This is a genomic window from Dietzia psychralcaliphila (assembly GCF_003096095.1).
GTDB classification, from domain to species: Bacteria; Actinomycetota; Actinomycetes; order Mycobacteriales; family Mycobacteriaceae; genus Dietzia; species Dietzia psychralcaliphila.
Genome location: NZ_CP015453.1, coordinates 326,174 through 352,892 on the forward strand (window position 1 = coordinate 326,174; position 26,719 = coordinate 352,892).

General features: G+C 70.7%; 22 protein-coding genes. 16 read left to right on the forward strand and 6 right to left on the reverse strand.

Annotated features, from left to right (window positions below):
* Positions 1–6 precede the first annotated feature (6 nt).
* On the forward strand, positions 7–939 hold the full coding sequence (gene pheA, locus A6048_RS01410) for a prephenate dehydratase (RefSeq protein WP_107747907.1): 933 nt from the start codon (positions 7–9) through the stop codon (positions 937–939).
* Complete coding sequence (locus tag A6048_RS01415) at positions 936–1,568, forward strand: histidine phosphatase family protein (protein ID WP_107747908.1); 633 nt, start codon at positions 936–938, stop codon at positions 1,566–1,568. The genes pheA and A6048_RS01415 overlap by 4 nt, the downstream gene beginning before the upstream one ends.
* 82 nt (positions 1,569–1,650) lie before the next feature.
* Here the strand turns inward: A6048_RS01415 and A6048_RS01420 are convergent, their stop codons facing one another.
* Both A6048_RS01420 and A6048_RS01425 read right to left on the reverse strand, forming a co-directional pair.
* Positions 1,651–2,001 carry a metallopeptidase family protein gene (locus A6048_RS01420; RefSeq protein ID WP_107747909.1) on the reverse strand — a complete coding sequence of 117 codons (351 nt, stop codon included), beginning with the start codon at positions 1,999–2,001 and terminating at the stop codon, positions 1,651–1,653.
* On the reverse strand, positions 1,998–3,113 hold the full coding sequence (locus tag A6048_RS01425; protein ID WP_235027521.1) for a septum formation family protein: 1,116 nt from the start codon (positions 3,111–3,113) through the stop codon (positions 1,998–2,000). The genes A6048_RS01420 and A6048_RS01425 overlap by 4 nt, the downstream gene beginning before the upstream one ends.
* A 46-nt stretch (positions 3,114–3,159) precedes the next feature.
* On the opposite strand from A6048_RS01425, the gene A6048_RS01430 reads away from it, so the two are divergent.
* Both A6048_RS01430 and serS read left to right on the forward strand, forming a co-directional pair.
* Positions 3,160–3,603 carry an ankyrin repeat domain-containing protein gene (locus A6048_RS01430; RefSeq protein WP_107747910.1) on the forward strand — a complete coding sequence of 148 codons (444 nt, stop codon included), beginning with the start codon at positions 3,160–3,162 and terminating at the stop codon, positions 3,601–3,603.
* Positions 3,604–3,721: 118 nt separating this feature from the next.
* Entirely contained in the window at positions 3,722–4,984 is a 1,263-nt protein-coding gene (serS, locus tag A6048_RS01435) for a serine--tRNA ligase (RefSeq protein ID WP_107747911.1), read from the forward strand.
* A gap of 57 nt (positions 4,985–5,041) precedes the next feature.
* Here serS and A6048_RS01440 read toward each other — a convergent pair whose 3' ends face one another.
* Positions 5,042–5,560 carry a PaaI family thioesterase gene (locus A6048_RS01440; protein WP_107747912.1) on the reverse strand — a complete coding sequence of 173 codons (519 nt, stop codon included), beginning with the start codon at positions 5,558–5,560 and terminating at the stop codon, positions 5,042–5,044.
* A gap of 60 nt (positions 5,561–5,620) precedes the next feature.
* Between A6048_RS01440 and A6048_RS01445 the strand changes: the two genes are divergently transcribed.
* Entirely contained in the window at positions 5,621–6,424 is an 804-nt protein-coding gene (locus tag A6048_RS01445; protein ID WP_107747913.1) for a lysophospholipid acyltransferase family protein, read from the forward strand.
* On the forward strand, positions 6,421–7,323 hold the full coding sequence (locus A6048_RS01450) for an HAD family hydrolase (RefSeq protein WP_107747914.1): 903 nt from the start codon (positions 6,421–6,423) through the stop codon (positions 7,321–7,323). Before A6048_RS01445 ends, A6048_RS01450 begins: the two co-directional genes overlap by 4 nt.
* A 271-nt stretch (positions 7,324–7,594) precedes the next feature.
* Here the strand turns inward: A6048_RS01450 and A6048_RS01455 are convergent, their stop codons facing one another.
* Complete coding sequence (locus A6048_RS01455; protein ID WP_235027466.1) at positions 7,595–9,718, reverse strand: N-acetylmuramoyl-L-alanine amidase; 2,124 nt, start codon at positions 9,716–9,718, stop codon at positions 7,595–7,597.
* A 378-nt stretch (positions 9,719–10,096) separates the two neighbouring features.
* On the opposite strand from A6048_RS01455, the gene glf reads away from it, so the two are divergent.
* Complete coding sequence (glf, locus tag A6048_RS01460; RefSeq protein ID WP_107747916.1) at positions 10,097–11,296, forward strand: UDP-galactopyranose mutase; 1,200 nt, start codon at positions 10,097–10,099, stop codon at positions 11,294–11,296.
* A gap of 73 nt (positions 11,297–11,369) precedes the next feature.
* Here glf and A6048_RS01465 read toward each other — a convergent pair whose 3' ends face one another.
* Positions 11,370–12,770, reverse strand: a complete 1,401-nt coding sequence (locus A6048_RS01465; protein ID WP_107747917.1) for a hypothetical protein — start codon at positions 12,768–12,770, stop codon at positions 11,370–11,372.
* Positions 12,771–13,094: 324 nt separating this feature from the next.
* Between A6048_RS01465 and A6048_RS01470 the strand changes: the two genes are divergently transcribed.
* Positions 13,095–14,531, forward strand: coding sequence for a DUF5129 domain-containing protein (locus tag A6048_RS01470; protein WP_107747918.1), 1,437 nt, complete (start codon positions 13,095–13,097; stop codon positions 14,529–14,531).
* Between the two features lie 15 nt (positions 14,532–14,546).
* Here A6048_RS01470 and A6048_RS01475 read toward each other — a convergent pair whose 3' ends face one another.
* Positions 14,547–15,296 carry a peptidylprolyl isomerase gene (locus A6048_RS01475; RefSeq protein ID WP_107747919.1) on the reverse strand — a complete coding sequence of 250 codons (750 nt, stop codon included), beginning with the start codon at positions 15,294–15,296 and terminating at the stop codon, positions 14,547–14,549.
* Positions 15,297–15,468: 172 nt separating this feature from the next.
* Here A6048_RS01475 and A6048_RS01480 point away from each other — a divergent pair, with 172 nt between their 5' ends.
* The 8 genes from A6048_RS01480 (at position 15,469) to A6048_RS01515 (ending at position 26,613) form a co-directional block, all read left to right on the forward strand.
* Positions 15,469–17,475, forward strand: coding sequence for a glycosyltransferase (locus tag A6048_RS01480; RefSeq protein WP_107747920.1), 2,007 nt, complete (start codon positions 15,469–15,471; stop codon positions 17,473–17,475).
* Positions 17,459–18,124 carry a phosphatase PAP2 family protein gene (locus tag A6048_RS01485; RefSeq protein ID WP_200837357.1) on the forward strand — a complete coding sequence of 222 codons (666 nt, stop codon included), beginning with the start codon at positions 17,459–17,461 and terminating at the stop codon, positions 18,122–18,124. Before A6048_RS01480 ends, A6048_RS01485 begins: the two co-directional genes overlap by 17 nt.
* A complete protein-coding gene (locus A6048_RS01490; protein WP_107747921.1) occupies positions 18,121–19,155 on the forward strand; it encodes a decaprenyl-phosphate phosphoribosyltransferase in 1,035 nt (344 codons plus the stop codon). Before A6048_RS01485 ends, A6048_RS01490 begins: the two co-directional genes overlap by 4 nt.
* 16 nt (positions 19,156–19,171) lie before the next feature.
* Positions 19,172–21,364, forward strand: coding sequence for an arabinofuranosyltransferase AftB family protein (locus A6048_RS01495; protein WP_244911036.1), 2,193 nt, complete (start codon positions 19,172–19,174; stop codon positions 21,362–21,364).
* A gap of 193 nt (positions 21,365–21,557) precedes the next feature.
* Positions 21,558–22,700, forward strand: coding sequence for an alpha/beta hydrolase (locus A6048_RS01500; protein WP_107747922.1), 1,143 nt, complete (start codon positions 21,558–21,560; stop codon positions 22,698–22,700).
* A 242-nt stretch (positions 22,701–22,942) separates the two neighbouring features.
* Positions 22,943–24,964 (forward strand): alpha/beta hydrolase-fold protein, encoded by a 2,022-nt coding sequence (locus A6048_RS01505; RefSeq protein WP_107747923.1) that lies wholly within the window; start codon positions 22,943–22,945, stop codon positions 24,962–24,964.
* The gene (locus A6048_RS01510; RefSeq protein ID WP_107747924.1) at positions 24,961–25,452 is read left to right on the forward strand and encodes a DUF732 domain-containing protein; all 492 of its coding nucleotides are present in this window, start codon (positions 24,961–24,963) and stop codon (positions 25,450–25,452) included. Before A6048_RS01505 ends, A6048_RS01510 begins: the two co-directional genes overlap by 4 nt.
* Before the next feature lie 192 nt (positions 25,453–25,644).
* Entirely contained in the window at positions 25,645–26,613 is a 969-nt protein-coding gene (locus A6048_RS01515; protein WP_107747925.1) for a cutinase family protein, read from the forward strand.
* Positions 26,614–26,719 lie beyond the last annotated feature (106 nt).

Sequence of the window (26,719 nt, forward strand, 5' to 3'; positions counted from 1 at the left end):
GTCGTCGTGGTCACCGTCGCCTACCTGGGCCCGCCCGGAACCTTCACCGATGCCGCCCTGCACCGTCTCCGCACGGACGCGCACACCTCGGCGCTGCTCGCCGGGGCCGAGGCCGTCCCGGCCGGCACGCCGGACGAGGCGTTGGCCATGGTCCGGGACGGTGCGGCCGACTACGCCTGCGTGCCGTTCGAGAACTCGGTCGACGGCACGGTCAACCCCACCAGCGACGCGCTCGCCGCGGGGCAGCGGCTGCAGATCTTCGCCGAGACCGAGCTCGACGTGGTCTTCTCCATCCTCGTCCGACCCGGAACCGCCGCCGCCGACGTCCGGGTCCTGCGGACTCACCCGATCGCCGCCGCGCAGGTACGCCGTTGGGTCGGTGTGAACCTGCCGCGGGCCCACATGGAGACCACGTCGTCGACCGCGGCCGGGGCCGAGCAGGTGGCGGCCGGCAGCGCCGACGCCACCGCTGCACCGGCGCGAGCGGGCGAGATCAACGGCCTCGTCCCGCTCGCGGAGAACGTCGCCGACGTGGGTGGGGCCCGCACCCGGTTCGTTCTCGTGGGCCGCCCGGGGCCTCCGATCGGGCGCACCGGCCACGACCGCACCTGCGTGGTCTTCGGGCTGCCGCACGAGCCCAATTCGCTGGTCCAGGCACTCACCGAACTGTCGATCCGCGACATCGACCTCACCCGGATCGGCTCACGACCCACCCGCGTCGAGCGGTTCACCTACCTCTTCCACGTGGACCTCGTCGGGCACATCGACGACCCGGTGGTGGCCGAGGCGTTGGCGGCACTACACCACCGGACCGCAGACCTGCGTTTCCTCGGATCGTGGCCCGTCGCGGACGGCGTCGGCGCAGGCTCCGCACCGCCGGATCGCTCCGAGGCTCTCGACTGGATCGACGGTCTCCGGCACGGGGTCGACGAGCGATGAGCGCACGACTGCACCTGGTCCGTCACGGGCAGACGCCGTCCAACGTCGCCGGGGCCCTGGACACCGCACTGCCGGGTGCTCCCCTCACCGAACTCGGGCGGGACCAGGCGCGGACGGTCGGCGCGGAGCTCGCGGCCTCGGGAATCTCACCGACGGTGATCCTCAGCTCGGAGGCCGCCCGTGCCCGCGAGACCGCCGGACTGATCGCCGAGGCGACGGGGCTGCCCACCCAGGCCGTGCCGGGCGCATACGAGGTGCAGGCCGGCCACTACGAGATGAGGACCGGCACCGAGGCGCTGCTGGCCTACAACCGGGTCGTGCGCGACTGGTTGGAGGACGGTGACCTCACCTCGTGCCTGCCCGGGGGCGAGAGTGCGCTGGCCGTTCAGGAGCGTGCGATGCCGCTGGTGTCGGAGCTGCGGGAGAGCTACCTCGACAACGGGATCGACGTGGTCCTGGTGGTGCACGGCACGCTCATGCGGATGATCGCGGTGTTCGCCGGCGCCGTCCCCTCACAGTGGGCGCTGGTCAACCGGATCCCCAACTGCGGGGTCATCGAGTTGGCGCCGGATCGCGGTGGGTGGTCCTGCGAGCGGTGGGGCGACCACCTCGGACGCCCGGAGTTCTGACGCCCGACCCCGCCCGACCCCGCCCGACCCAGCCCGGTGAATCCCAGCCCGGTGAACCGCAGCCCGGTCATCCCGTGCCCGGTCAGCCCCACCCCAGGGCGTGCAGGGTGTGTTCCTCGATCCCGAAGTGGTGGGCGATCTCGTGGATGACCGTCACCGCCACCTCGTGGACCAGCTGCTCCTCGGAGGAACAGAAGTCGCACAGCGCTCCGCGGTAGATCGTGATGGTGTCGGGTAGGAAGCCCGAGTAGGTGGTGTCGCGCTCGGTCAACGCCACCCCCTCGTACAGGCCCAGGAGGTCCGGTTCCTCCGGATGGCGGTCGGCGATGAGGACCACCACGTTGTCCATCGCGGTGAACAACGCGTCCGGAACGGAGTCCAGAGCGTCGTCGACCAGCGACTCGAATCGTGCCTCGTCGACGACGATGCTCACGGCGTGCCGCCGGGGATCGGGACGGACACCGTCCCGGGATCAGGATCGGTCGGGGTACCGGGAGTCCCCTGGCCCACTCCGGGTGGCGGGACCTCTGTGGTGGTGGGAGCCACCGGGGTGGAGCCGTCGATCAGCACGCCCTGCCGAGCCGAGCCCCGCAGCACCGCGAACGGCCCGGGGTCGGCGGCCCTCATCAGCCCGCAGTTGACGGTGCGGCTCCCGGTGGCCCACGAGATCTGCGAGATCGGGTTGACCAGGGTGGAGATGAGGGTGGTCTGACGGAGCGCCTCGGCGTCACCGAGGTAGGCGGTCCCGGCGGCGAGGCAGGCATCCGCGGAGAGCTCGGACTGCACCCGCGGCTCCGGCGGGGTGGGCGCCTCCGGGAAGATCCCGGTGACGTCGATGTCGGAGACGACCTCGATCGCGTGGTCCTCCGAACACGGGACCGGCGCCCCGGGCAGACCCTGGTCGGTGAACCCCAGGCAGGTGCCGGGGTCCCACCGTCGATGCTGATCCGACTCCGCGAACACCCCTGTCGAGGTGGTCGACCTGCCGTCGAGTTCGGCCGCGGCGACTCCGCACAACACCGTGTGGTCGCCCTTGTCCCAGCCCTCCTCGGACGGGGGTACGACCAGACCGGTGAACCGGCCCGCCGGGTCGACCTCCCGGCCCCCCGCGTAACGGGTGATCAGCGGCAGGCACCGATCCGTGCCGATCGGCGCCAGCCTCGAGTTGTCCGGGAGCGGGGTGTTCTCGCCGAACCCGGGTATCCCGGTGAGGTCGATCCGGCCGGCGACCTCGAAGCGGTGGGGCTCCGCGCAGTCGACGGTCGTGAACGCGGTGACGCGGTCCGCGGCGTCGACCTGCCAGGTCAGGCACGTTCCCGGGGTGGCGTCGGCATAGGCGGGCCCGGACAGGGTCCGCGGATCGACCTGCGGGACGATCGCCGCGATCCGCTCGGCGGTAGCGGAGTTGGGATCACCCATGGCCGAGGCCATGAGCCCGCCGGTGACGGCCCCGCCGGCCAGTATCGCGACGAGTGAGGCCATGACCGCGCCCCGGGTCCGGAGCAGCGATCGGCCCTGGTGTGGTGATCGCGAGGAATTGATCATCACATCCATGATGCCGCAACTTCGCCGCCCCGATAGGATTCAGGGCATGAGCGGACAGAACCGAGACGAGGCCGGCGGCCCGGACAGCGGCGCCCGCGCGCCGCGTGAGGGCGTCGACCCGGAGGTTCTCGAGTTCGCCCAGATGCTCTTCCAGCTCGCGCGCGACGGCGAGACCGAACGACTTGCCGCCTATGTCGACGCCGGTGTGAGCCCGGACCTCACCAACGAGCGCGGTGACGCACTTCTCATGCTGGCCGCCTACAACGGGCACCCCGACACCGTCCGGGCGCTGCTCGCCCGCGGCGCAGAGGTCGACCGCGCCAACGACCGCGGCCAGACCCCGCTCGCGGGCGCGGTGTTCAAGGGGTACGGCGAGGTGGTCCGGGTGCTGTTCGAGGGGGGTGCGGACCCGAACGGGGGCACACCCACGGCGGTCGACACCGCCCGGATGTTCGAGAAGGACGCCTTCCTCGAACTCTTCGGCGTCTGACCCGGACCGCACCGGATCCGCTGCCCTCACGCCGGATCCGCTACCCGCACGCGGGTAGCGGATGCGCGGTCGCGGTAGCGGATTCGGGTAGGGGAACAGGGCCGCTAGGCTGGTCGCCGTGATCGATCTCAAGCTTCTCCGCGAGAACCCCGACCTCGTCCGCGATTCCCAGCGCACCCGCGGCGAGGACCCCTCGCTGGTCGACAAACTACTGGCGGCCGACGAGGCCCGCCGGTCGTCGATCTCCGCAGCCGACGGGGCGCGCGCCGAGCAGAAGGCGCACGGCAAGAAGGTCGGGCAGGCCTCGCCGGAGGACCGCCCCGCGTTGCTCGAGGACGCCGGCGCGCTCAAGCAGGCGGTCAAGGACGCCGAGGAGGCGGAGAAGTCCGCCGCGGCCGAGGTCGACCGGCTCCAGCGGTTGCTCTCCAACGTCGTCGAGGCGGGGACCCCCGCCGGCGGCGAGGACGACTTCGTGGAGATCGAGCGGATCGGCGAGATCCCGACCTTCGACTTCGAGCCCAAGGACCACCTCGAACTGGGCGAGAGCCTAGGCCTGCTGGACATGGAACGCGGCGCCAAGGTCTCGGGTGCGCGCTTCTACTTCCTCACCGGCTACGGCGCCCTCCTGCAACTGGGGATGCTGCAGCTGGCAGCGCAGAAGGCCACCGCCAACGGGTTCACGCTCATGATCCCGCCGGTCCTGGTGCGCCCGGAGATCATGCAGGGAACCGGCTTCCTCGGTGCCCACGCGGACGAGATCTACCACCTCGAGGACGACGACCTCTACCTGGTGGGCACCTCCGAGGTCGCGCTCGCCGGATACCACCAGGGGGAGATCCTGGACCTCGCCGACGGGCCGAAGCGCTACGTCGGTTGGTCGTCGTGTTTCCGCCGCGAGGCCGGCAGCCACGGCAAAGACACCCGCGGCATCATCCGCGTCCACCAGTTCGACAAGGTCGAGATGTTCTCCTGGTGCACGCCGGAGGAGGCGCACGACGAGCACCTTCGGCTCCTGGGCTTCGAGAAGGAGATGCTGCAGGCCATGGGTCTGCCCTTTCGGGTGATCGACATCGCCGGCGGAGACCTGGGGTCGTCGGCCGCCCGCAAGTACGACTGTGAGGCGTGGGTCCCCACCCAGGGTGCCTACCGCGAGCTCACGTCCACGTCCAACTGCACGACGTTCCAGGCCCGCCGGCTGGGTGTGCGCTATCGGGACGAGAGCGGCAAGCCGCAGACGGCCGCCACCCTCAACGGCACGCTGGCCACCACGCGGTGGCTCGTGGCGATCCTGGAGAACCACCAGCAGGCGGACGGCTCCGTGATCGTGCCCGAGGCGCTGCGCCCGTTCGTCGGCAAGGACGTGCTCGAGCCGCCCCGCTGATCCCGATCCGCCCACAGGGGCGGCGGCGTCGGCACGCCGGTGGCCGTCGCCCGCCGCTCAGGGGCGGAAGAGCATCATCACGCCGCTCGCGCTGGCGCAGGTCCGCCCGTCGGTGTCGAGGACCTTGGCCTGCACGACGCACGTCGACCGGCCCACGTGTTCGACCTCGGCGTGGATCGTCGCCGGGGTCTTCTCCTGCCGGAGCGCGCGGATGTACCGGACGGTCAGGTCGAGCGTGCTGTAGCCCACGCCCTCGTCGACGACCGTCGCGGTGGCGTAACCGAGCGCGGAGTCGACCCAGCCCGAGACGATCCCACCGTGCACTGTCCCGCCGTTGTTCAGGGCCCATTCTCCGGGTGCGGCGGTCATGGTGACCACGCGATCGGCGACCGACGAGAGTTCCAGGCCGAGCGTGTGTGCCCCGGGGGAGAGGTGGCGCTCGCCGTCGACGATCCGCCGCAAGGCGTCCAGGCCCGCGTGCGGGGTTCGCTCGGATGCGGTGGGCAGCGGGGGCCACGAATAGTGGCGACTGCGCGCCGCGGGGTCGACCGAATCGAAGGGCTCGTCGTCATCCACCCCGCCGAACCTACCGGCAGCGGGTCACACCGTCAGGGGTGCGCGGCTACGCTGGTGCCCGTGGAGCTGCTCTATACGGGGATCATCGGGTTCGCCCGCACGTTGTTCAAGGTCCAGGGTCTGGACATCACGATTCGCGGGGAGCGCAACTTTCCCGAGGTCGGCGGTGCCGTGGTGGTGATCAACCACACCGGGTACTTCGACTTCGTCTACGGCGGTATCCCGGCGCGCGTCCACAAGCGGTTCATCCGCTACATGGCCAAGGTCGAGGTGTTCGAGCACCCGGTGACCGGACCGATCATGCGGGAGCTCAAGCACATCCCCGTGGACCGAACGGCCGGCAAGGCGTCGTTCGACGAGGCCGTCACGCGGCTGAAGGCCGGTGAGCTCGTCGGGGTGTTCCCCGAGGCCACCATCAGCCGCAGTTTCGAGATCAAGGGCTTCAAGTCCGGTGCCGTGCGGATGGCGCTCGAGGCCGGTGTCCCGATCATCACCGTCACCTTGTGGGGATCCCAGCGGGTGTGGACCAAGGGTCTGCCCAAGAAACTACTGCGTCCGAAGGTGCCGATCCTTATGGAGGTCGGTGAACCGATGCAGGCCTACGAACCGGTGGACGAGTGCACCGAGGAGCTCCGTTCGCGGATGAAGGCCACGCTCGAGCGGGTCCAGGAGGAGTACGCGCAGCGATACGGCCCGTACCCGCCCGGGGCGAACTGGGTCCCCGCCCGTCTCGGTGGCTCGGCCCCGACCCTCGAGGAGGCCACCGCGCTCGACGAGGCCGAGCACGCCGAGCGAATGCGTCGGCGGGCCGTGACGGAGGGCGACGACGCCCCGAAGGGACCGGCGGGCCCGGACGCTCCGTGACCGGCTCACGGCCACTGCTGGTCGCCACCGACATCGACGGAACGCTGGTCGACCGGAACGATCGCATACCGGCCGCCAACCGGGCCGTGATCGCCGAACTGGTGGCGGATGGCGCGACGTTCGTCTTGGCCACCGGTCGGCCTCCGCGTTGGCTGTCCCAGGTGGTCGATCAGCTGCCCGTGGCGCCCCTGGCGGTGTGTGCCAACGGTGCGGTCGTGATGGACACCGCCAGCGGCGAGTTCCTCAGTACCCGCCTACTGGAGGCGGAGGCGTTGGCCGCGATCGACGAGGTCCTGCGCGACAGGTTGCCGGGTAGCGGGATCGCCGCCGAACGTCTGGGCGTCGACGCAGCCGACAGGGAGTTCGTGGCCAGCCCGGACTACGAACACGCCTGGATCCAGCCCGAACACCTGGAGGTCGGTCACTCCGAGGTGCTCGCCCGCCCCGTCCTCAAGCTCCTGGCCAGGGTCCCCGGGATGCCCAGCGCGGACATGGTGGAGGCCCTACGGGGAGAGGTGCACCATCTGGCGGACGTCACCTACTCCACGACCGACGGGTTGATCGAGTTCGCGGCGCGCGGGGTGACCAAGGCCAGTGGACTGGCCGAACTCGCGGCGGGACTCGGGCGGCAGAGCCGGGCGCGGCCGGGTGCCGGGGAGTCCGGGACGGCGCGGGGAACGCTCGCCTCAAGCACGGCGCAGGGAACGCTCGCCCCCGGGGTGGTGCCGGTGACGGTCGCCTTCGGCGACATGCCCAATGATCTCGAGATGTTGCGCTGGGCCGACCACGGGGTGGCGATGGGCAACGCCATCCCCGTGGTCCACGCCGCCGCCGACGAGATCACACTCACCAACGACGAGGCGGGACTGGCGCACGTGCTGCGCCGCTGGTGGAACTGAACGACCGATCGCGGGAGGCGCGGGCCTCCCCGATGGGGATGCGCGGCCCGCGCCCGAAAGGGGCCCGCGCTTGAGGACGGCCGGGATCTGAAAACGGCCCGAGCGTGAGAACGGCCCGAGCCTGTAAACGGCCCGAGCCTGAAAGGGGTACACGGACCGGTCCCCACCACTTCCCCGGTGTGCCCGCCGCCCCGTTGAGGGGGCGGCGGGCACACCTGGTGGGACCCGGTCCGCGAGTCTGGTCGGCCGACGCACCGGCGTCGGCCGGGGATCAGGGGGCCGGTTCCACCGAGAGCTCCTTGGTGGCCGGGTCGAAGACCAGCGTGCCACCCTCGAATCGCTGGGCGACGGTGCCGTCCTCGCGCTCGGTCTCGCTCGAGACCGGGAGGCCGAGCGGTCCGCGCTCGAAGCCCTGGGAGGCCCAGGCGTCGCCGATCACGCCCCACACCGGGTGGGTACCGGTCTCGGGAGAGGAGTAGAGCGCGCCGTTCTCGTGCTTGACCAGGGACACGTTGCCGAATCTCTGGACTCCGGAGAGGACCTTGCCGAGCGGACCGGCGAACTGCGAGGCGAGCCTGGTGAAGTCGCCGCCGCCGAGGTTCCCGACGGAGCCCATGTCCCCGCCGATGGCGTCCTGCACCGAACCGGCGTCGAACGGGATGTCGGCGAGCGTCTTCCCGCCGGTGAGGATGCGGGTCAGTTCGGCGACGTCCAGTCGGCCGCCGGTCAGGACGGTCCGGAGGGCGGAGGTCACCGCGTCCTGGACGCTTCCCTGGGTGAGGCCCGGGCTGGACGAGCCGCCGGTGCCGGGCCGCGGGGTGGTCCCGGGGTTGGTGACCGGGGGAGTGGGGTTGGACGGGGGATTGGTCGGAGCCGGGGACCCGCCGCCGGTCTTGGCGTAGGCGGCCGCGATGTCGCGGATCTGGCCCATCTTGGCGTAGCCCGCGTTACCCGGGCACGAGGTGTTGCCGACGTCGCGGTGGGCGAAGATGTTGGGTAGCCGGACCGCGGTGCCCATGGGGAACTTGGTGTACGAGGTGCCCTCGGAGTAGTGGGTGTCGGTGCCCTTGGGGTCGACGCCGGCGAGCGACAGGCGCCAGCCGATGACCTCGCCCATCTTGCGCACGGTGGCGTCGGACGGGGCGACGGTGGAGTAGTCGCCCATCATCGAGATGCCGAAGGTGTTGCCGTTGAAGCCGCCGGCGTGTGCGCCCTGGACGTTGCGGTTGAGTCCGCCCCGACGACCCTCGAAGGCCTGCCCGTACTTGTCGACCATCACGTTGTAGCCGACGTCGCACCAGCCCAGGTTGCGTGCGTGGTAGACGTAGATGCCCCGCACGACGCCCGCCGAACCCTCGCGGGTGTAGTTGTTGCTGCCCGCGGTGTGGTGGACCGTGGCGGCGGCCAACGTCGTGTCGTAGGCGGTGCCTCCGCAGCGGATGGACTCGTCGGCACCCCAGCCGCCGCGGGTGATGATCGACGGCTGCTTGGCGGCGATGTCGCCGTTCACGCCGGAGCCACCCTGCGCGGTGATGTCGCCGAACGACTCGGCGTCGGGCGTCGGGGTGTCGTCGGGGGAGAGCAGGACGGCGGTGACGTCGGTGGCGTCGGTGTCGGTTGTCTCGGCCACCGGCTTGATGTCGGCGTAGCGCGTCGGGACCGGCGGTGTGTCGTCGGTGGCGGACCGCGCGGGTGCGGGCTCTGCCGACCGGGTGGACGCCACGTCGCTCTGCGCGGGGGTCTCCGTGGCCGGGGCATCGGCGGTGTCGGACGCCGGGGTCTCGGATGCTGCGGACCGGGGCGCTTCGGACTCGGGAGCGTCAGAATCGGGGGTCTCGGATGCGGTGGCGCCGGACTCGGTGGTTTCCGAATCGCTGACCTCCGGCTCGTCGGCCAGCGACGTGTCCGCGACGTCGACCCCGGAGAGCTTGATCTGGACGGTGGTGGAGTCGACGCCCAGGAAGACCGGCTCGGTGCCGCCGGTGCCGGTGGTGCTCTCGCCCTTGCCGTCGACGGCCTCGGCCTCGTACCACGGGCCCCAGGACCCGTCTGGGTTCTTGGCGCGCAGGGCCGCGACGGCCTCCGGGTTGTGCCCCTTCCACGTGACGCCGACCATCGAGAACGGCGTCTCGGAGGTGACCTCCCTGACGGGGGCCGAGCCCACCGCGATATCGGTGTCCACGCCGGCCGCTGCGGGTGCGTCGGCGAGGGCGACCTCGGTCGTCCCAGTCGGGACGGCGCTGCCCGCGGTGGCGGTGATGTCATCTCCGGACTCGACCAGGTGGTCCGCCCCGTATACGGCGAGGGGCGTGACGACGGACGCCGCGACCGCCACCGCGAGGGCGAGGGTCCGGCGTCGACCGCTGATGTTCAGGGGGCGGCGTCGTGTTCTCAAGGGCTTCTCCAGATCAGGTCTGTGTCTCGCGGATCCAGCTGCGGAACACTTCTTCCCGGCGGCCGCGAGGCAGAGCGACCACTGGGACAAATGTGACGAACGTGATCAATGGTAGCTAAGAAACGCGTGAAACCAAGTGGTACGGATGTGAATTTTGGGGTCACAACTGTGTAGTTTCGAACCGATGTACGACGACGAGGTGGTCCGACGCGCGAGCTGAGCGGCGGCACCGGACGCGGAGGAGCCCTCCTCGTCGTCGTCGCCTGGTGTGGCCCCGGGCCCCTACCCCCGCCCGCCCGATACCCTTGGACCCGGACCCGCGCCGACCGGCGTGTGGTCCCGCGAGAAGCAGTGACGGACTACGGGAAGGCACCAGTGATGGCAGGCGAGCGGCAGTGGGGGACCTACGACCTCATCGTGGTGGGGTCCGGTTTCTTCGGCCTGACGGTCGCCGAGCGGGCGGCGTCGGAACTCGGCAAGCGCGTGCTCGTGCTGGACCGGCGGCACCACATCGGCGGCAACGCCTACTCCGAGCCCGAGCCCGAGACCGGCATCGAGATCCACAAGTACGGCGCCCACCTGTTCCACACCTCCAACGAGAGGGTGTGGGAGTACGTCAACCGCTTCACCGACTTCACCGGGTACCAGCACCGGGTGTTCGCCATGCACAAGGGGACGGCCTACCAGTTCCCCATGGGCCTGGGCCTGATCAACCAGTTCTTCGGCCGCTACTACTCGCCCGACGAGGCGCGGGAGTTGATCGCCGAGCAGGCCGCCGAGTTCTCGGCCGAGGACGCGGCCAACTTCGAGGAGAAGGCGATCTCCCTGATCGGGCGGCCGCTCTACGAGGCGTTCATCAAGGACTACACCGCCAAGCAGTGGCAGACCGACCCCAAGAACCTGCCCGCCGGGAACATCACCCGCCTGCCCGTGCGCTACACCTTCGACAACCGCTACTTCAACGACACCCACGAGGGCCTGCCCGTGGACGGCTACACCGCGTGGCTGGAGAACATGGCGGCGGACGACAAGATCGACGTGGTGCTGGACACCGACTGGTTCGACGTCCGTGAGGCCGTCCGCGCCGCGAGCCCGGACGCGCCCGTGGTCTACACCGGCCCGCTCGACCGGTACTTCGACTACTCCGACGGCGAGCTGGGGTGGCGCACCCTGGACTTCGAGACCGAGGTCCTGCCCACCGGCGACTTCCAGGGCACCCCGGTGATGAACTACAACGACGCCGAGTACGACTACACGCGCATCCACGAGTTCCGGCACTTCCACCCCGAGCGCACGAACTACCCCACGGACAAGACCGTGATCATGCGCGAGTTCAGCCGCTTCGCCGAGCGCGAGGACGAGCCCTACTACCCGATCAACGAGTCCACCGACCGTGAGCGGCTGGCCGTCTACCGCGAGCGCGCCAAGGCCGAGACCGCGGAGAACCGCGTGATCTTCGGCGGCCGCCTGGGCACGTATCAGTATCTGGACATGCACATGGCCATCGCGTCGGCGCTGACGATGTTCGACAACACGCTGGCCCCGCACCTGCGGGACGGGACGCCGCTCGCCGGCTGACGGGAGGGCCGGGGCGGCGGGACCGGCTGTCGGCCGGCTCCGGGTTCACGTCCCCGCGGGGCCGGTGCGACCGTCAGGCGTCGGGCCCTACGGACAGGCGCCGCACGACCTCGTCGCGCTGGGCCGCGTGCACCAGGGTGGGTTTGGCCTCGCCGAGATGCTCGAGCACCGGGGTGACCGAGGACCAGAAGCGACTCAGCGAGCTCAACCCCTCGTTCTCCGCACGGGCCTGCGCGCGCTCTGCCCGGGTGTCGCCCGAGCGGGTCGGGTGGTGGGCGGCGCGCTTGCCCTCGACGCGGCCGTCCTTGCGCTGGGAGATCACGTAGCCGAGCGCGAACGCGACACTCCGCGGCATGCGGCCGGTGAGCAGGACATCGGCCTCGGGGTAGTCGTCGAGCACCTGCTCGACCGCGCCGGAGAGCTCCTCCACGATCCGGGCGAACGCGCGCCGGTCGATCTGCCGACCGCTCGCGCCCGGGTACCACCGGCCGGACGGGAGGGTCCAGGGCAGGAGAGTCTCGACGCCGTCGGTGGGGGCGGTGGGACCCACGACGACGACGAGGTCCGCCGTCGCCCGCAGGGGATGCTGCGCATCGACCTCGGAAACCGCCCCGCCGCCGTCGAGCTGCAGCGAGAGCCACACGCGACCCACGGCGGTCCGGTCCGCGGTCACGGCATCGGAGGGGCCGTCTTGCGGGGGCGCGGCATCTGGCGGCACGGTTGTCGATGGCACGGCAGTCGACGGCACTGCTTTTGACGACACGGCAGTCGACGGCAGGGCAGCCGGGCGTGCCGCGCCGAACGTGACCATCGACAGCTCGGAGTCCAGTCGGCTCCGCCGCGACCGCCACCGGCGCTCGGCCCACATGTCGTCGCCGTCGTCGAAGAACACGGTCCGCACCCCGGTGTCCCCTCCGGGCAGTCGCCGTCGTCGCGCGCTCGTGGGCAGCTCCGCGAGGTGGGTGCGCTCACGCAGGAGGGTGTCGTATCCCACTGCCAGGGCGGCGGGGAACGCCAGGTTGGGGGCTAGGACGTAGCCGGTCGCGTCGTCGTCGTCGTTCATCGCACGTTCGAGCTCGTCCGAGATGTGGTCGACTTCGCGCCGCAGGTCCACGACCTCGTAGTCGGTGCCGAACCACCCGGTCGCGGAACGGAAGTCCAGACTCCGGGCGTTGGCCACGTCCACGGCGGCGCGCATCCGGTCGGCGGTCTCGGCCGGGAGCAGCCGCAGGTAGTACAGGGTGCCGTTGTGGGCGATGAGCCATGCGCGCGCCGCCATCGCCAGGATGAGCACCGCCAGGGTCCCGACGAACCAGGCGAGGCGGGAGGGGGAGGTGCATTCCTGCGACCACAGGTCCGGCACCGAAGAGATGGTGCACGCCGAGTCGCGGGTGATGAGATCCTCCGCGACCAGACCGCCGAATGCGGTGGTCAGGGCGACCGTGATCGCGATGAGGGTTTCCAGGATGAACATCCGGACGAGGTTAGCGGGATGCTCAGCGTGTTCACCACCGGCCTGCCTCGGACCAGCCTCGGACCGGCTTCCGCCCTGCCGTGTCGGCGAGCCCGAGCGGAGCAGGAGTGCCAGCCCGGAGGGTGGACGTTCCCACTGCGGCCTTTCGGTACATCCGCCGCAGCCAGCACGACCATTCCTGCCCTGGTCCGCGAGAGTCCGGGCAGTTCGCCCGTGTTTCTCTGGGCGGTCCTTCCAGCCCCAGGCCGGGGCCGCTCCGGGTGTGCATTCGGGTCTGCCGAAAAGGGCGAGACGACGACGAAGCGCCGCGCCTAGAGTGGACGCATGATCAGCTCGGTATCCCGTCTCCGCCTCCTGCTCGTGGTGCTGTCCGGCGCCGCGGCCCTGCTGCTCTTCCTGCTCCCACTCGCCCCGGCCGGAGCCCAGGCTCCGGCACCCGCCCCAGCCCCCGGGCAGGCCACGGCGGTCGGCGTCGGCATCACCGACGGGGCCGGTGTGCTCTCGCCGGGGGATCAGGATCTGCTCCGCACCGAGACCGAGCGCATCGCGTTCCCGCCGCAGGTGCAGCAGGTCGAGTACCTGGTCTTCGACGACGGGAACGACAACCTCAACGACACCACCGAGCGATTCGCCCAGGCCGAGCGGCCGGATCTCGTGTCGGAGGACAGGGAGAAGTGGGCGCCCGGAACCCTGATCGTGGCCAACGACGTGGAGTCGCGGCAGGTCGGCATCTACTGCGGGGACGACGTCTGCGCGGCGCTCGACATCTTCGAGGGCCGGCACCTCGACGGCTCGCTGGAGGCCATGAAGGACCCGATGCGGCGCGACAACCACGCGGTCGGCCTGCTCGCGGGTGCGCAGGCGGCGGCCGATCCCACGGTCCTGGCACCGGAGTCCGAGGGGATGCCGTCCTGGCTGCCGTGGGCGCTCGGCGGCGCGGGCGTCGTGGGCGCGGGCGCGATCGGTGCGGCCGTCGCGGCGAGTCGCAAGAAGGAGGCGACGACGGCGAGGGAACGCTACGACCGGGTCTCCCGCGAGTACGGGCGGGTCGCGGGGGAGCTCACCGGGCTGGACATCCGCGCCAACTCGCTCACGTCCCCGCTGGCCGACGACGAGCTGAGGTCGCAGTGGGAGGACGTGCGGGACCGCTTCCTCGCGCTGGACACCGTCATGGGCCGGATCGGTGACCTGCGGCCTGAATCGAAGGACTCCGAGTTCCGCGAGAAGGCCGCCGACATCGAGACCGCGCACACCACGGTCGATCAGATGGAGACGGCGGAGAAGAACATCGACCAGCTCTTCCGCATGGAGCAGGGCGATGCCGACGTGCGCCGTCGCCAACTCGGTGAGCTGCACGAGGACATGCTCGCCGCCGCGCTGGGAACAGAGGATGAGCGGCTCGCCGCCGAGGCCAAGGCCCTCGATGCGCGTGCGGACGAGCTCTCGAAGGACACACAGGCGGCCGACTTCATGGACCGCTACGCCCGGCTCGTGGTGGACTACCGGCTCGTGGTCGAGGCGATCCGGGTCCGCGAGATGTCGGATGTGGAGGCGGCTGACGACGCGGGCGACCGACACGCGCCGAGACTGTACGACCGGGACTGGCGCGCGGGCTACGGCTACAACGGCTTCGTGCCGTTCTACGTGGTCTCGAGCTGGCACGCTCACGACGTGCAAGCGGCCGAGGCGGCGTCGAGCGCCACCAACACCAGCTACTCGAACGCCTCGTTCTCCGGGGGCGGCGGGTCGAGCGGCTACTGACCCACGGAGGCCGGCTCAGCCCTCGACGATCTCCACAGACTCGATCGTGTGCACCGTCCGCGGGGCGCCCTGCGGGCTGCCGTCGTCCTCGATCGCCGTGACGGCGTCCATCCCGTCGGTGACGGTGCCGAAGAGGCTGTAGTCCGGCGGCAGTGACACGCCGGAGTCGCCGGTGACGATGAAGAACTGCGAACCGTTGGTGTCCGGGCCCGCGTTGGCCATGGCCATCGAGCCGACCTCGTACTCGCCGTCGGCGGGGAGCTCGTCGGAGAACTGGTAGCCCGGGCCGCCGCTGCCGGTGCCCTGCGGGTCGCCGCCCTGGATCATGAAGCCGGGGATCACCCGGTGGAAGGTGATGCCCTCGTAGTACTTGTGGCGGGCCAGGTACACGAAGTTGTTCACCGTCTCCGGGGCCTTCTCCTCGAGCAGGTCCACGGTGACGACGCCGGCGTCGGTGGTGATGACGGCGGAGTAGTCGACCCCGGGTGTCAGGCACATCGGCGGGGCGGAGTCGAACGAGGTGATGCGTTCGCTCGTGCCCTCGGTGGGCGGGCACTCGACCGCGTCGGACGCGCCGCCGTCGGACGTGTCCGCCTCTGGCTGCGTCTCGGACTGGGTCGCCGCGGTCGTGCCGGTGGCCGTCGCGTCCTCGGAGGCCGAGTCGTCCGCGCCGCAGCCGGCGAGCGCGAGGGGCACCGACAGGGCGAGGATCCCGAGGGTGGATCGGACGGTCGGACGGGGCCGGGCTGTGGCGGTGAGGTGCATGGCTCGAGACTAGAGGCTGCGTCGACACAGGTGGGACCCCGGTTCCGCGTGGTGGGCGGGATCGCCCCGGCCCGCCGGGTACGATCGACCCGGCTTTCGACTAGCGACGGCGCGACGCGGGACGTGCACGAGGGCGGACAGTGTGTGCCGTCGGAAACGGGGACTCATCCATATGCAACACCACGGCCACCACGAACTGGTCGACGAGGTCGAGCGGTCGGTCGCCGGGCTCGCGGACCCGCTCGGCCGGGAGTGCCTCCAGCGGATCATCCTGCCCCGGGCCGGTGAGCCCCTGGACGTGAGGTCGCTCTACCTCGGGGAGGCCCCCACCAACGCCCGCCGCGCGCACTCCGCCGGCCGCACCACGCTGAGCATCGGCGCGGACTCCGAGGTCTCCTTCGCCACCTACTTCAACGCGTTCGCCGCGGCGTACTGGCGGCGCTGGACCATCCTCGGCGACGTGGTCCTGCGGCTGACGATCCGCGGCGCCGGCCGCGTGGACCTCTACCGGTCCAAGATCGACGGGTCGCGGATCGCGATCACCGGGGACGTCGTGGGAGAGCCGGGCGAGGCGGGCGCGGACCGGGTGACGACGGTCGAGTTCGTCTGCGACCTGGGCCCGTTCGAGGACGGCGGCTGGATCTGGTTCGACCTCACCTCCGACACGGACGTCGAGTTGCTCGCCGGTGGCTGGTACTCGGCCGTGGACGCGCCCGCGACCCGCCCGGACGCGGGCCCGGACGGCACCCCCGACCCGTCTGTGCAGGTGCCCAACGACCGCCGGGTGACCATCGGGATCCCCACGTTCAACCGACCCGGGGACGCGGTCGCGGCGCTGCGGGCGCTCACCTCCGACCCCGAGGTGGACGCGGTCCTGGACGCCGTGCTCATGCCGGACCAGGGCAACCGCAAGGTGCGCGACGAGCCCGGGTTCGCTGAGGCCGCCGAGTACCTGGGCGAGCGCCTGCGGATCTTCGACCAGCCCAACCTGGGCGGTTCGGGCGGGTACAGCCGCATCATGTACGAGGCCCGGCGACTCACCGATTCGCCGTACATCCTGTACATGGACGACGACATCGAGATCGAGCCCGACTCGATCCTGCGGGCCCTGGCCTTCGCCCGATTCTCCACGGTCCCGATGCTGGTCGGCGGCCAGATGCTCAACCTGCAGGAGCGCAGCCACCTCCACACCATGGGCGAGGTGGTGGGAGCGCACGACTTCATGTGGACCGCCGCCCCGCACGCGGACTACGACTACGACTTCTCCCGGTACCCCCTGACGGACCGGGAGAACCCCAAGGAACTCCACCGCCGGATCGACGTGGACTACAACGGCTGGTGGATGTGCCTCATCCCGCGCGTGGTGGCGGAGAAGATCGGGCAGCCCCTGCCGCTGTTCATCAAGTGGGACGACGCGGAATACGGGTTGCGGGCCCGCCGGGCCGGTCATCCCACGGTGTCCATGCCGGGCGTGGCGATCTGGCACATGGCGTGGTCGGACAAGGACGATGCGATCGACTGGCAGGCCTACTTCCACCTGCGCAACCGCCTGGTGGTGGCCTCGCTCTACCACGACGGCGACCACAAGGGCATCATGCAGTCCAGCCTGAAAGCGCTGGTCAAGCACCTGGTATGCCTCGAGTATTCGACGGTGGCCATCCAGATCGAGGCCGTCCGCGACTTCCTCCGCGGCCCGGAGGCGCTCTACGAGTTGCTGCCGACGGCGCTGCCCAAGGTGCGGGCGATGCGCGCGGAGTTCCCCGACGCCGTGGTGATCCCCTCGGCCGTGGACCTGCCCGCGCCCTCGGGTGCCCCGGCCGGGATCCACTCGGAGCCCCGGGGCAGGGTCCGCAAGGCCCTGGCCCTGGCCAAGGGGCTCTCGCACACCCTGAGCCGGGACGACAAGGTGCACCACGAGGTGCCGCAGGCGAACTTCCCGCCCGTGGAGGCGCGCTGGTACTCGCTGAGCCGGGTCGACGGCGCCACCGTCACCACCGCCGACGGCCGCGGGGTGGTCTACCGCAAGCGCGACCGTGAGCAGGCCGCGTCCCTGTTCAAGGAGTCCGTGGCCGTACACCGAGAGCTCTATCGCCGGTTCCCGGAGATGCGTCGGCGCTACCGTGACGCGCACACCGATCTCGTGACCAAGGAGGCCTGGGGCCGTGTCTTCGACGCCTGAGACCGCGTCCGGGCCGGCCGGCCCCGACGACACCGGCGGGGCCGGCCCCACGGTCGACATCCCCGTTCCCACCGGCGAGGTCAGGTTGCTGGCCGGGATCCAGCGGCGGCTCCTCGCGGTGCCAGGGTTGCGTGAGGCGGCCGTGACGCTCTCGCACGTCGGTGAGCACGCGCTGGGCTGGATGGCGATCGCCGCGGTCGGCGTGGTGGCCGATCCGGCCCGTCGGAGCCGGTGGGCGATGGTCGGTGTCGGCAGCTTCGGTGCGCACGCCACCTCCGTCGTCATCAAGCGGGTCGTGCGGCGTCGGCGGCCGGACCACCCCACGGTCACCGTGGGGGTGGGTACCCCCTCCTCGCTCAGCTTCCCGTCCTCCCACGCCACCTCGACCACCGCCTTCGCCCTGCTCGCGGGGGCCGTGAGCGGCGTGCCCGTGGCCCCCGCACTCGTTCCCGTCATGCTCGCGTCCAGGCTCGTGTTGGGCGTCCACTACCCTTCGGATGTGTTCGCCGGCGCCGCGGTCGGCGCGGGTTGTGCTGCGCTCACCCGCGCGGTCTGGCCCACGGATCCCGTCCAGCGCGTGCTGCCGGAGGCGCTCCGCGACGGCGCGCCCGGACCGCGCATCACCCCGACCCCCGAGGAGAATCGATGACCGATCAGACCGGAGTCCCGGCCTCCCGGGGCGGGGGCGAGCACCACCTCCTCGGTGCGGAGCCGCACACCGCCAACGAGATCGACCTCGCCGAGGCCGAGGAGGAGGCCCAGGGTTCGCCGCCCAAGAACCTGCTCGACGGCATGATCAAGGCTCTCCGGCCACGTCAGTGGGTCAAGAACGTCCTCGTGGTCGCGGCGCCCGCCGCGGCCGGCTCGCAGACGCTCACCGACACCTCCGTCCTGTTCTCGGTCTTCATCGCGTTCGTGGCGTTCTGCATGGCGGCCTCGAGCGTGTACCTGATCAACGACGCGATGGACGTCGAGGCGGACCGCGCACACCCGACCAAGCGTTTCCGTCCCATCGCGGCCGGTGTGCTCCCGGTCGGGCTCGCCTACGGCATGGCGGTGGTGCTGATCATCGCGTCGATCGGCATCTCGGTGCTGTTCACGCATCCGGCGCTGGCGATCGTCGTGGCCGTGTACATCGTGCTGCAGCTCATGTACTGCTTCGGGCTCAAGCACCAGCCGGTGCTCGACATCGCGTTCGTCTCCTCCGGCTTCCTGCTGCGCGCGGTGGCGGGCGGCGCGGCGGCGGAGGTCGAGATCTCGCAGTGGTTCCTGCTGGTCATGGCGTTCGGTTCCCTGTTCATGGCGGCCGGCAAGCGGTACGCCGAGCTGAACCTGCACCTGAGGACCGGGGCCAAGATCCGCAAGGCCCTGGAGAGCTACACGCCCACCTACCTGCGGTTCGTCTGGACGCTCTCGGCCACGGTCCTGGTCCTCTGCTACGCCCTGTGGGCGTACGACCGGGGTTCCGACCCCACGCAGCCGTCCGGGTCGGCCGTGTGGCTGCAGATCTCGATCGTGCCGTTCACCATCGCGGTGCTGCGGTACGCGGTCGACGTCGATGCCGCCCAGGCCGGCGAGCCCGAGGACATCGCGCTCGGGGACCGCGTCCTGCAGGTCCTGGCCGGGCTGTGGGTCCTGACCGTGGTGATCGGCGTCTACATCGTGCCGTCCATCGCCTGACCGGGGTGGGCTGGTGATGTCGGAGGTGAGAGCGGGGCGTTCGGCAGCGGGAGGTTCGGCGGCGGGGCGTTCGGCGGCGGGGCGTTCGGCACCGGGTGGTTCGGCGGCGAGAGGTGCGGCATCGGACCCGACGCCGACCCCGACCCCGACCCCGACCCTGGCCCGGGCGTCCGGGGCCCCGCGGGACCCGGTGCGGCCCAGGGCCGAGCCGGCGGTGTTCTGGGGCGGACTCGTCGTGGTGGTGGCGGTGTTCCTCGCCGGCGCCTGGCAGCGCCGGTGGATCGCCGACGACGGGCTGATCGTCCTGCGCACGGTCCGCAACCTCATCGCCGGCAACGGCCCCGTCTTCAACGCGGGGGAGCGGGTCGAGTCCAACACCTCCACCGTGTGGACCTATCTCGTCTACCTCACCCACGAGGTGGTCGGCTACAGGCTCGAGTTGATCGCCCTGGCGCTGGCGCTGACGCTGAGCATGGTCGCGGTCGCGTGCGCGATGCTCGGTACCCGCGTGATGTACCAGGGCACCCGGCACGCCCGCGTGGGCGGACCGATGTTGCTGTTGCCCCTGGGTGTGGTGGTGTACATCATGTTGCCGCCCGCACGGGACTTCGCCAGCTCCGGCCTGGAGACGGGGCTGGTGATCTGCTGGATCGGCGTCATGTGGCTGGGCCTGCAGCGGTGGGCGCGGGCCCCGCACCGCGAGGGGCGGTTCGGCCTGCCCTCCGGGGGTACGGCCGCGATAGCGTTCGTCGCCGGGCTCGGTCCGCTCGTCCGCCCCGAGTTGGCGTTGGCCTCCGTGGTGTTCCTGGTACTGCTGGCCGCGTCCCGGCAGTCGTGGCGGCACCTGGGCTGGTTGGTGGTCATCGCGGGAACCGTCCCGGTGGTCTACCAGATCTGGCGGATGTCGTACTACGCCCTGCCCTACCCCTTGACGGCCGTCGCCAAGGATGCTGGCGGGTCCAAGTGGGACAAGGGCGCCGAGTACCTGTGGGACCTGCTGTCGCCGTACGTGCTGCTGTTGCCGCTGGTGGTGGTCCTGATCGCCGGCCTGGTCTCGTGGTGGGCCGTGCGCCGGTCCAACCCCGCCGCGCAGGGAAATCCGCTACTCCGCCTGCCGCTCCGCTACCCGCATCGTGGTAGCGGATCACGCGGGACGGTAGCGGATTCGGGGGATGCGGGTGGGGGCGACGACGACGAGGCGGGCGGCCTGCTCCGCCTGCGGAACCGGGTCCGCTCGACCCCGGTCGTCACGATCGCCTTCCTCGTGGTGGCCGTGATCATGCTGGCCTACGTCACCCGTGTCGGCGGGGACTTCATGCACGGCCGCGTGCTGCTGCCGTCCCTGTTCCTGTTCCTGCTGCCGGTCTCCGTGGTGCCGCTCCCGGTCGGGCCCGCCCGCGGTGCGGATGACGCCCGGGTGCGCCGGGTGGCGGTCCCGGTGGTCGCCGGTGCGTGGCTCGTCGTCGTCGGATGGGCGGTGACCGTCGAGGTGGTCCAGGACCCGTTCCGCGCCGAGCCGGAGTCCATCACGGCGGCGGGGATCGTCGACGAGCGGCAGTTCTACATCCAGCGCACGGGCCATAAGCACCCGCTGCTGGCCGACGACTACCTGGATTTTCCGCGGATGCGGGCCCTGGTGCGGGACGTCTCGTCCAACCGGACGGGGGCGGTGTTCCTGCCGGTTCCCGGCTTCCAGGACCGGTGGGACGTGGTGGCCTACGACCGCCCGATGCCCGGACTGGCGCCGTTCGAGCTCCCCGACGATCCGATGAAGACGGTCGTGTTCCTCAACCTGGGCATGACCAGCATGAACCTCCCTCTCGACGTGGACGTCTACGACACCGTGGGCCTGGCCTCCCCGTTGGCCGCGCACACCGACCGCATGGAGGACGGGCGGATCGGTCACGACAAGTTCCTGCCGTACGACTGGGTGCTGGCGCGCACCGGTGTGGTCGAGGACCCGGTCAATTTCCCGAGATGGATCGACGTCAACTGGGTGAACCAGGCAGAGGTGGCGCTCCAGTGCCCCGCCACGCAGGCGTTGATCGATTCCTACTCGGGCCCGTTGACCCTGGAGAAGCGCTGGTCCAACGTGGTGAATGCATTCTCATTCGCCGAGTACCGGATCAACAGAATCCCTGCGTACGAGGTGCAGCGGTGCGGGTTGCCCATGCCGGAGGAAGTGGAGAAGTACCAGGGCACTCGGTAGGGTGGCGGCTACTGTTGTCTCGAATCGATAACAGTCGGGGATCGATCAGGTCCCCGACCTGTAACACCTGTCCCAGAATGAGCGACAGTAACGATGTCGCAGTTCCGGTCCTCCCCTGGTGGGGCCGGTCCGATGGACGTCACCGATGCCCCGGACACCCTGGGGCACCAGGAACGAACAAAGGAACCCACGAATGTCCCAGACCACCCTCCGGCGCAAGTTCGCCGCCGGGCTCACCGCCCTGGCGACGGCTGCAGGCCTCGTCGTCGGCGCCCCGGCCCTCGTCGGCGCCCAGGCCACCGAGCAGGGCTCGTCGGCCAGCCTCGGTTCCGCCGGATCGGCAGGATCGGCCGGATCAGGCGATGCGCCGAACACCGCCCCCGCGTTCCAGCCGGCCGCCGGCAACGAGAATCCCGTGGGTTTCCGCAACTGGCTGCGCCCCGGGTGTAGCTGGGATCCGGTCGCCTCGTGGGTCCAGCTGTGCGACGTCTGGTCGCCGGCGATGAACCGTCACATCAAGGTCCAGGTCCAGCCGGCCCGCTTCGGCGGCAACGCCGGGCTGTACCTCCTCGACGGCCTTCGCGCGCGGGACGACTGGAATGCGTGGACGCGCGACGCCCAGGCGCAGCGCATCTTCCTCCAGGACAACATCACCCTGGTCATGCCGGTCGGCGGCCAGGTGTCCTTCTACACCGACTGGGATCGGCCCATCAACCTGGGCGGCAACCTGGTCGAGTACAAGTACGAGACCTTCCTGACGGCCGAGCTGCCCGGTTACCTACAGCAGCACTTCGGTGTCCGCACGGACAACAACGCCATCGCCGGCCTGTCCATGGGCGGGTCCGCGGCCGCGACACTCGCCGCCAGGCACCGCGACCAGTTCAAGCAGGTCTCGGTGTTCTCCGGCTACATGAACCCCACCGCCCCGGGCATGTACACCATGATCCCGCTGGCGATGTTCGACCAGTGCAAGTGCGACCCGTTCGCCATGTGGGGCCTGCCGGGCTCCCCGCGCTGGGGCCAGAACGACCCGCTGCTCAACGCGGACAAGCTGCGTGACATCCCGATGTACATCACCGCGGGTTCGGCCATCCCCGGCCGGTACGACCAGCCCTCCAGCCTGCAGGCCGTGTTCAACACCTTCAACGGCATCATCCTCGAGGGCCTGTCCCGCGGTTCGACCATCGCGTTCCAGAACACCCTCAACGCCCGGCCCAACCAGGCCACGTTCGACTACCGCACCACCGGCATCCACGGGTGGGGTTACTGGAACGATGACCTGATCGCGGCCCGCTCGGCGCAGATCCTGCCCGTGATGAACGCCCAGGCGTGGTGATCAGGACCGGTTAGCCGACGAATCGGGCTCCGCTCAGCGAGTCCTCACCCGTCACACCGGGGCCCCGTGCGTAGATTCTCGTGCGGGGCCCCGGTTGCTTGCGTGACCACCGGGTTCGGCCGCGGGAGGGGAGCCCGCGGACGGACGACGGACCAGGGCCCCGGGCAGAAGCTGTCCGGGTCGCGCTCGCGGCCCGTTCACCGAGACGTTCGGCGACGACGCGGCAAGGAAGAGAACCTCACATGGCGACCCCCAGCGCACACGCGAGCCCCCGCACCCGGTGGGCGTCACTCCTGGCGGCCCCACTCGTGGTGGGAATGGTGGGCTCCGGTCTCATCGTCCCTCCGGCTGCGGGCGCTCAGGAGACGCCTGCTCGGGTGACCCCGGCCCAGGAGACCCCAGAACAGGAGGCTCCGGCCCAGGGGACTCCGGCACAGGGTTCCCCGGCCCAGGGGACTCCGGCCCAGACCGGACCCGGCCAGGAGGACCCGGCCCGGTCGACGACCGAGAACCGGGTGGATTCACCGTCCCTGCGTGTGCCGACGACCCTCCCGACGGGAGTCCGTCTGGACAAGGTCGAGTGGAAGGCGGCCAACCGGGTCGCGTTGTGGGTGCAGTCCCCGGCCATGGAGCAGGCCATCCAGGTGCAGCTCATGCTCCCCGCGCAATGGAACGCCGAGCCGGAGCGCACGTATCCGTCGCTGCTCCTGCTGGACGGGCTGCGGGCGCGGAACGACGCCAGCGGGTGGACCCTTGAGACCAAGATCTCCCAGTTCTTCGACGCCAAGAACGCGATCATCGTGCTCCCCGTGGGCGGCGAGTCGAGTTTCTACACGGACTGGGTCGCGGACGCCAACGGTTCTGCGTACCAGTGGGAGACGTTCCTCATGGAGGAGCTGCCGCCGCTGCTGGCGCGCGACTGGCGGGTGAACGACAAGCACGGTGTGGCCGGACTGTCGATGGGCGGGACGGCCGCGATGATGCTCTCGCAGCGATACCCCGAGCACTTCCAGTTCGCGGCCAGCTACTCGGGTTTCCTCGACACCACCAGCTTCGGCATGCCCGAGGCCATCAAGGTGGCCATGCAGGACGCCGGTGGGTACCAGGCGGAACGCATGTGGGGGCCGCTCGGTTCGGCCCGCTGGCAGGAGCAGGACCCCAAGCTCCACGCGGACAAGCTCCGCGACCAGAGCATCTACGTGTCCGCGGGTAGCGGCAACACCGGGCCGTGGGACCAGCCTTCGGGGCTGCCGGACATCCCCACCAACTTCCCGGGCTACGGGCTCGAACTGCTGTCGCGGATGACCACCCAGACCTTCGTCAACAAGGCCCGCGGGGCCGGCGTCGAGGTGACGGCCAACTTCCGGCCCTCCGGAACCCACACGTGGCCGTACTGGCAGTTCGAGATGATGCAGGCCTGGCCCCAGTACGCCGGCGCCGTCGGGATCGAGAACGTCGAGGCCCCGTGCGCGGCGGAAGGGGAGATCGCCCGGGTCGCCGAGCGTCAACCCGGCCTCGGCCCGTGCCTGACCGGCGAGTACGACGTCAAGGGCGGCAAGGCCACCGACTTCCGTTTCGGCCGCGTCTTCTGGTCGCAGCAGACGGGCGCACACTCGGTGCTCGGGGCCATCGGCGCCGCCTACCAGGCCGAGGGCGGACCGGACGGGCCGCTGGGGCTGCCCACCTCCGGCGAGACCACCACTCCCGACGGCAGGGGCCGGTTCACCCAGTTCCAGAACGGCGTCATCTACTGGTCGCCGACCACCGGGGCGCACGCGATCCGCGGGGCGATCCGGTCGATGTGGCAGGAGCGTGGCGCCGAGCGCGGCGACCTCGGCTACCCGACCACCGACGAGATCACCAACCCGAACAAGCCCGGCGTGGTCCAGGGTTTCCAGGGCGGCACCGTCTACTGGTCCTCTGACACTGGCCCGAGGGTCGTCGAGGGCGCCATCCTGAGTACCTACCGGGAGGCCGGCGCGGAGAACTCGGAACTCGGGTACCCCACCACGGACGAGATCTCCCTGACCACCCGCGGCGGCGCGTTCAGTCGCTTCCAGGGCGGGGCGATCTACTGGTCCCTGCGCACCGGCGCGCACGCCGTCCCCCGCGGGCCCGTGTTCGACGCCTGGGGCACGGTCGACTACGAGCGCGGCCGGCTCGGCTACCCCACGAGCGAGCTGCGTAACACCCGGGACGGCCAGGTCATGGAGTTCGAGGGCGGCCGGATCACGGTGACCGGCGGCCGGGCGGAGATCTCGTGACGCGCAGGGCGGCGGCGCTCGGAACGGCACTGGTCGTGGTCGGTGGGATGCTGACCGCCTGCGGCGGCGGCGACTCCACGGTGTCGGGCGTCCCCGACTCCGAGACGTTGGCCCCGCCCCCCGGCGGCGCCGCCACCTCTCAGGCCCGCGTGCCCGCCAGCGAGGACTCGGGGCGCTTCACCGAGGCACCGGCGCCGGTGGACTCGGACTCCCCGGGGTACACGGCCCCGGTCGTGGGCGCGCGGGAGCGCGGCTACCTCGCGGCCCTGGAGGCCCAGGACATCGAGACCACCGAATTGTCGGACTCGCTCGTGGCCGCGGGCAACACGATCTGCCGGATCCGGACCACCGGCGGGGCCGCGGGGGAGACCACCACCATCGCCGACGCCGTGGCGGGCCAGATCTCGGTGGGCGACTACTCGGATCGTGACGTGGACGAGATCTCGCGGATCGTCGTGGACGCCGCCGCCGGGCAGCTCTGTCCGTGAGGCAGCGCTGCTCGTGAGACAGCTCCGCCCCTGAGGCGGCTCTGCTCGTGAAGCGGTTGCTCCCCGGGGCGACCCGGGGTGAGGCGTGACACGCCCTACGGCCCCTCCGGAACCCGGCGGCCCTGTGGCACGTTGGACGTGTCGTCGGCCGCCCGCTGACTCGTGTCGGGCGCCCGGGAAGGAGTTCGTATCGTGGCTCGTGGATCGCGTCGTGGAGGTGGCCGCCGTCTCGGGTGCTCGCTCGGAGCGCTCGTCATGGTGGTCCTGCTGGTGCTGGGGATCGGCTGGTGGATCGGGAACCAGGGACTGCCCACCGGCCCCGGTGACGGGCCGGGCCGCGAATCGGACGAGCCGGAACTGACCCAGCCCGCGGACTGCCCGGACGTCCAGATGCTCGCCGTGCCGGGCACCTGGGAGAGCAGCCCCACCGACGATCCGTACGCGCCGTCGTTCATGCCCAACGCGCTGCTCAAGTCGATCACCGACCCGCTGGGGCAGGAGTACCCGGCCGAGCGTCTCGAGGTCTTCACGGTCCCGTATGTCGCGCAGTTCCGGAACCCGCAGCGACCCGACGAGATCACCTATGACCAGAGTCGGGCCGAGGGCACGGATCGTGCGCGGGCCGAGCTCGTCGCGATGCACGCCCGCTGCCCGTACACCTCCTACATCCTGCTCGGCTTCTCGCAGGGAGCGGTGATCGCCGGCGACCTCACCAGCGAGATCGGTACCGGCAACGGGCCGGTCCCGGCGGACCTGGTGCGGGGTTCGGTCCTCATCGCCGACGGGCGGCGCCTGCCCGGCGAGGGCCAGTCGCCGGGGCTGTCCCCGGGGACGGGTCAGGGGATGGAGATCTCGCTCCAGCCGGTGACGGGCTTCACCCAGCTCATCGCGGGTGCCACCATGACCGGGCCCCGGCCCGGGGGCTTCGGGGAACTCGCCGACCGGACCGCCCAGATCTGCGATTCCCGGGACCTCATCTGCAACGCCCCGCTCAACGTGGTGGACGGAGCGGCCCGGTTCCAGGAATTCGTCGCCAACAACGCCATCCACGCCATGTACGCGACCAACCCGGACGTGATCATGGGGACCACGGTTCCGGAGTGGACCATCGGACACACGCGCGAACTCGTCGACGCGGCACCGGAGATCGCCCACGGCTGACGGCCCGACCGCGTACCGTGCATGGGCGCGACACGCCTGGCCGGGTCGGGGATTCGGAGTTCGGATGTGCGCCGGGGCACGCTGTAAGATCGACCAAGCTTGTCGC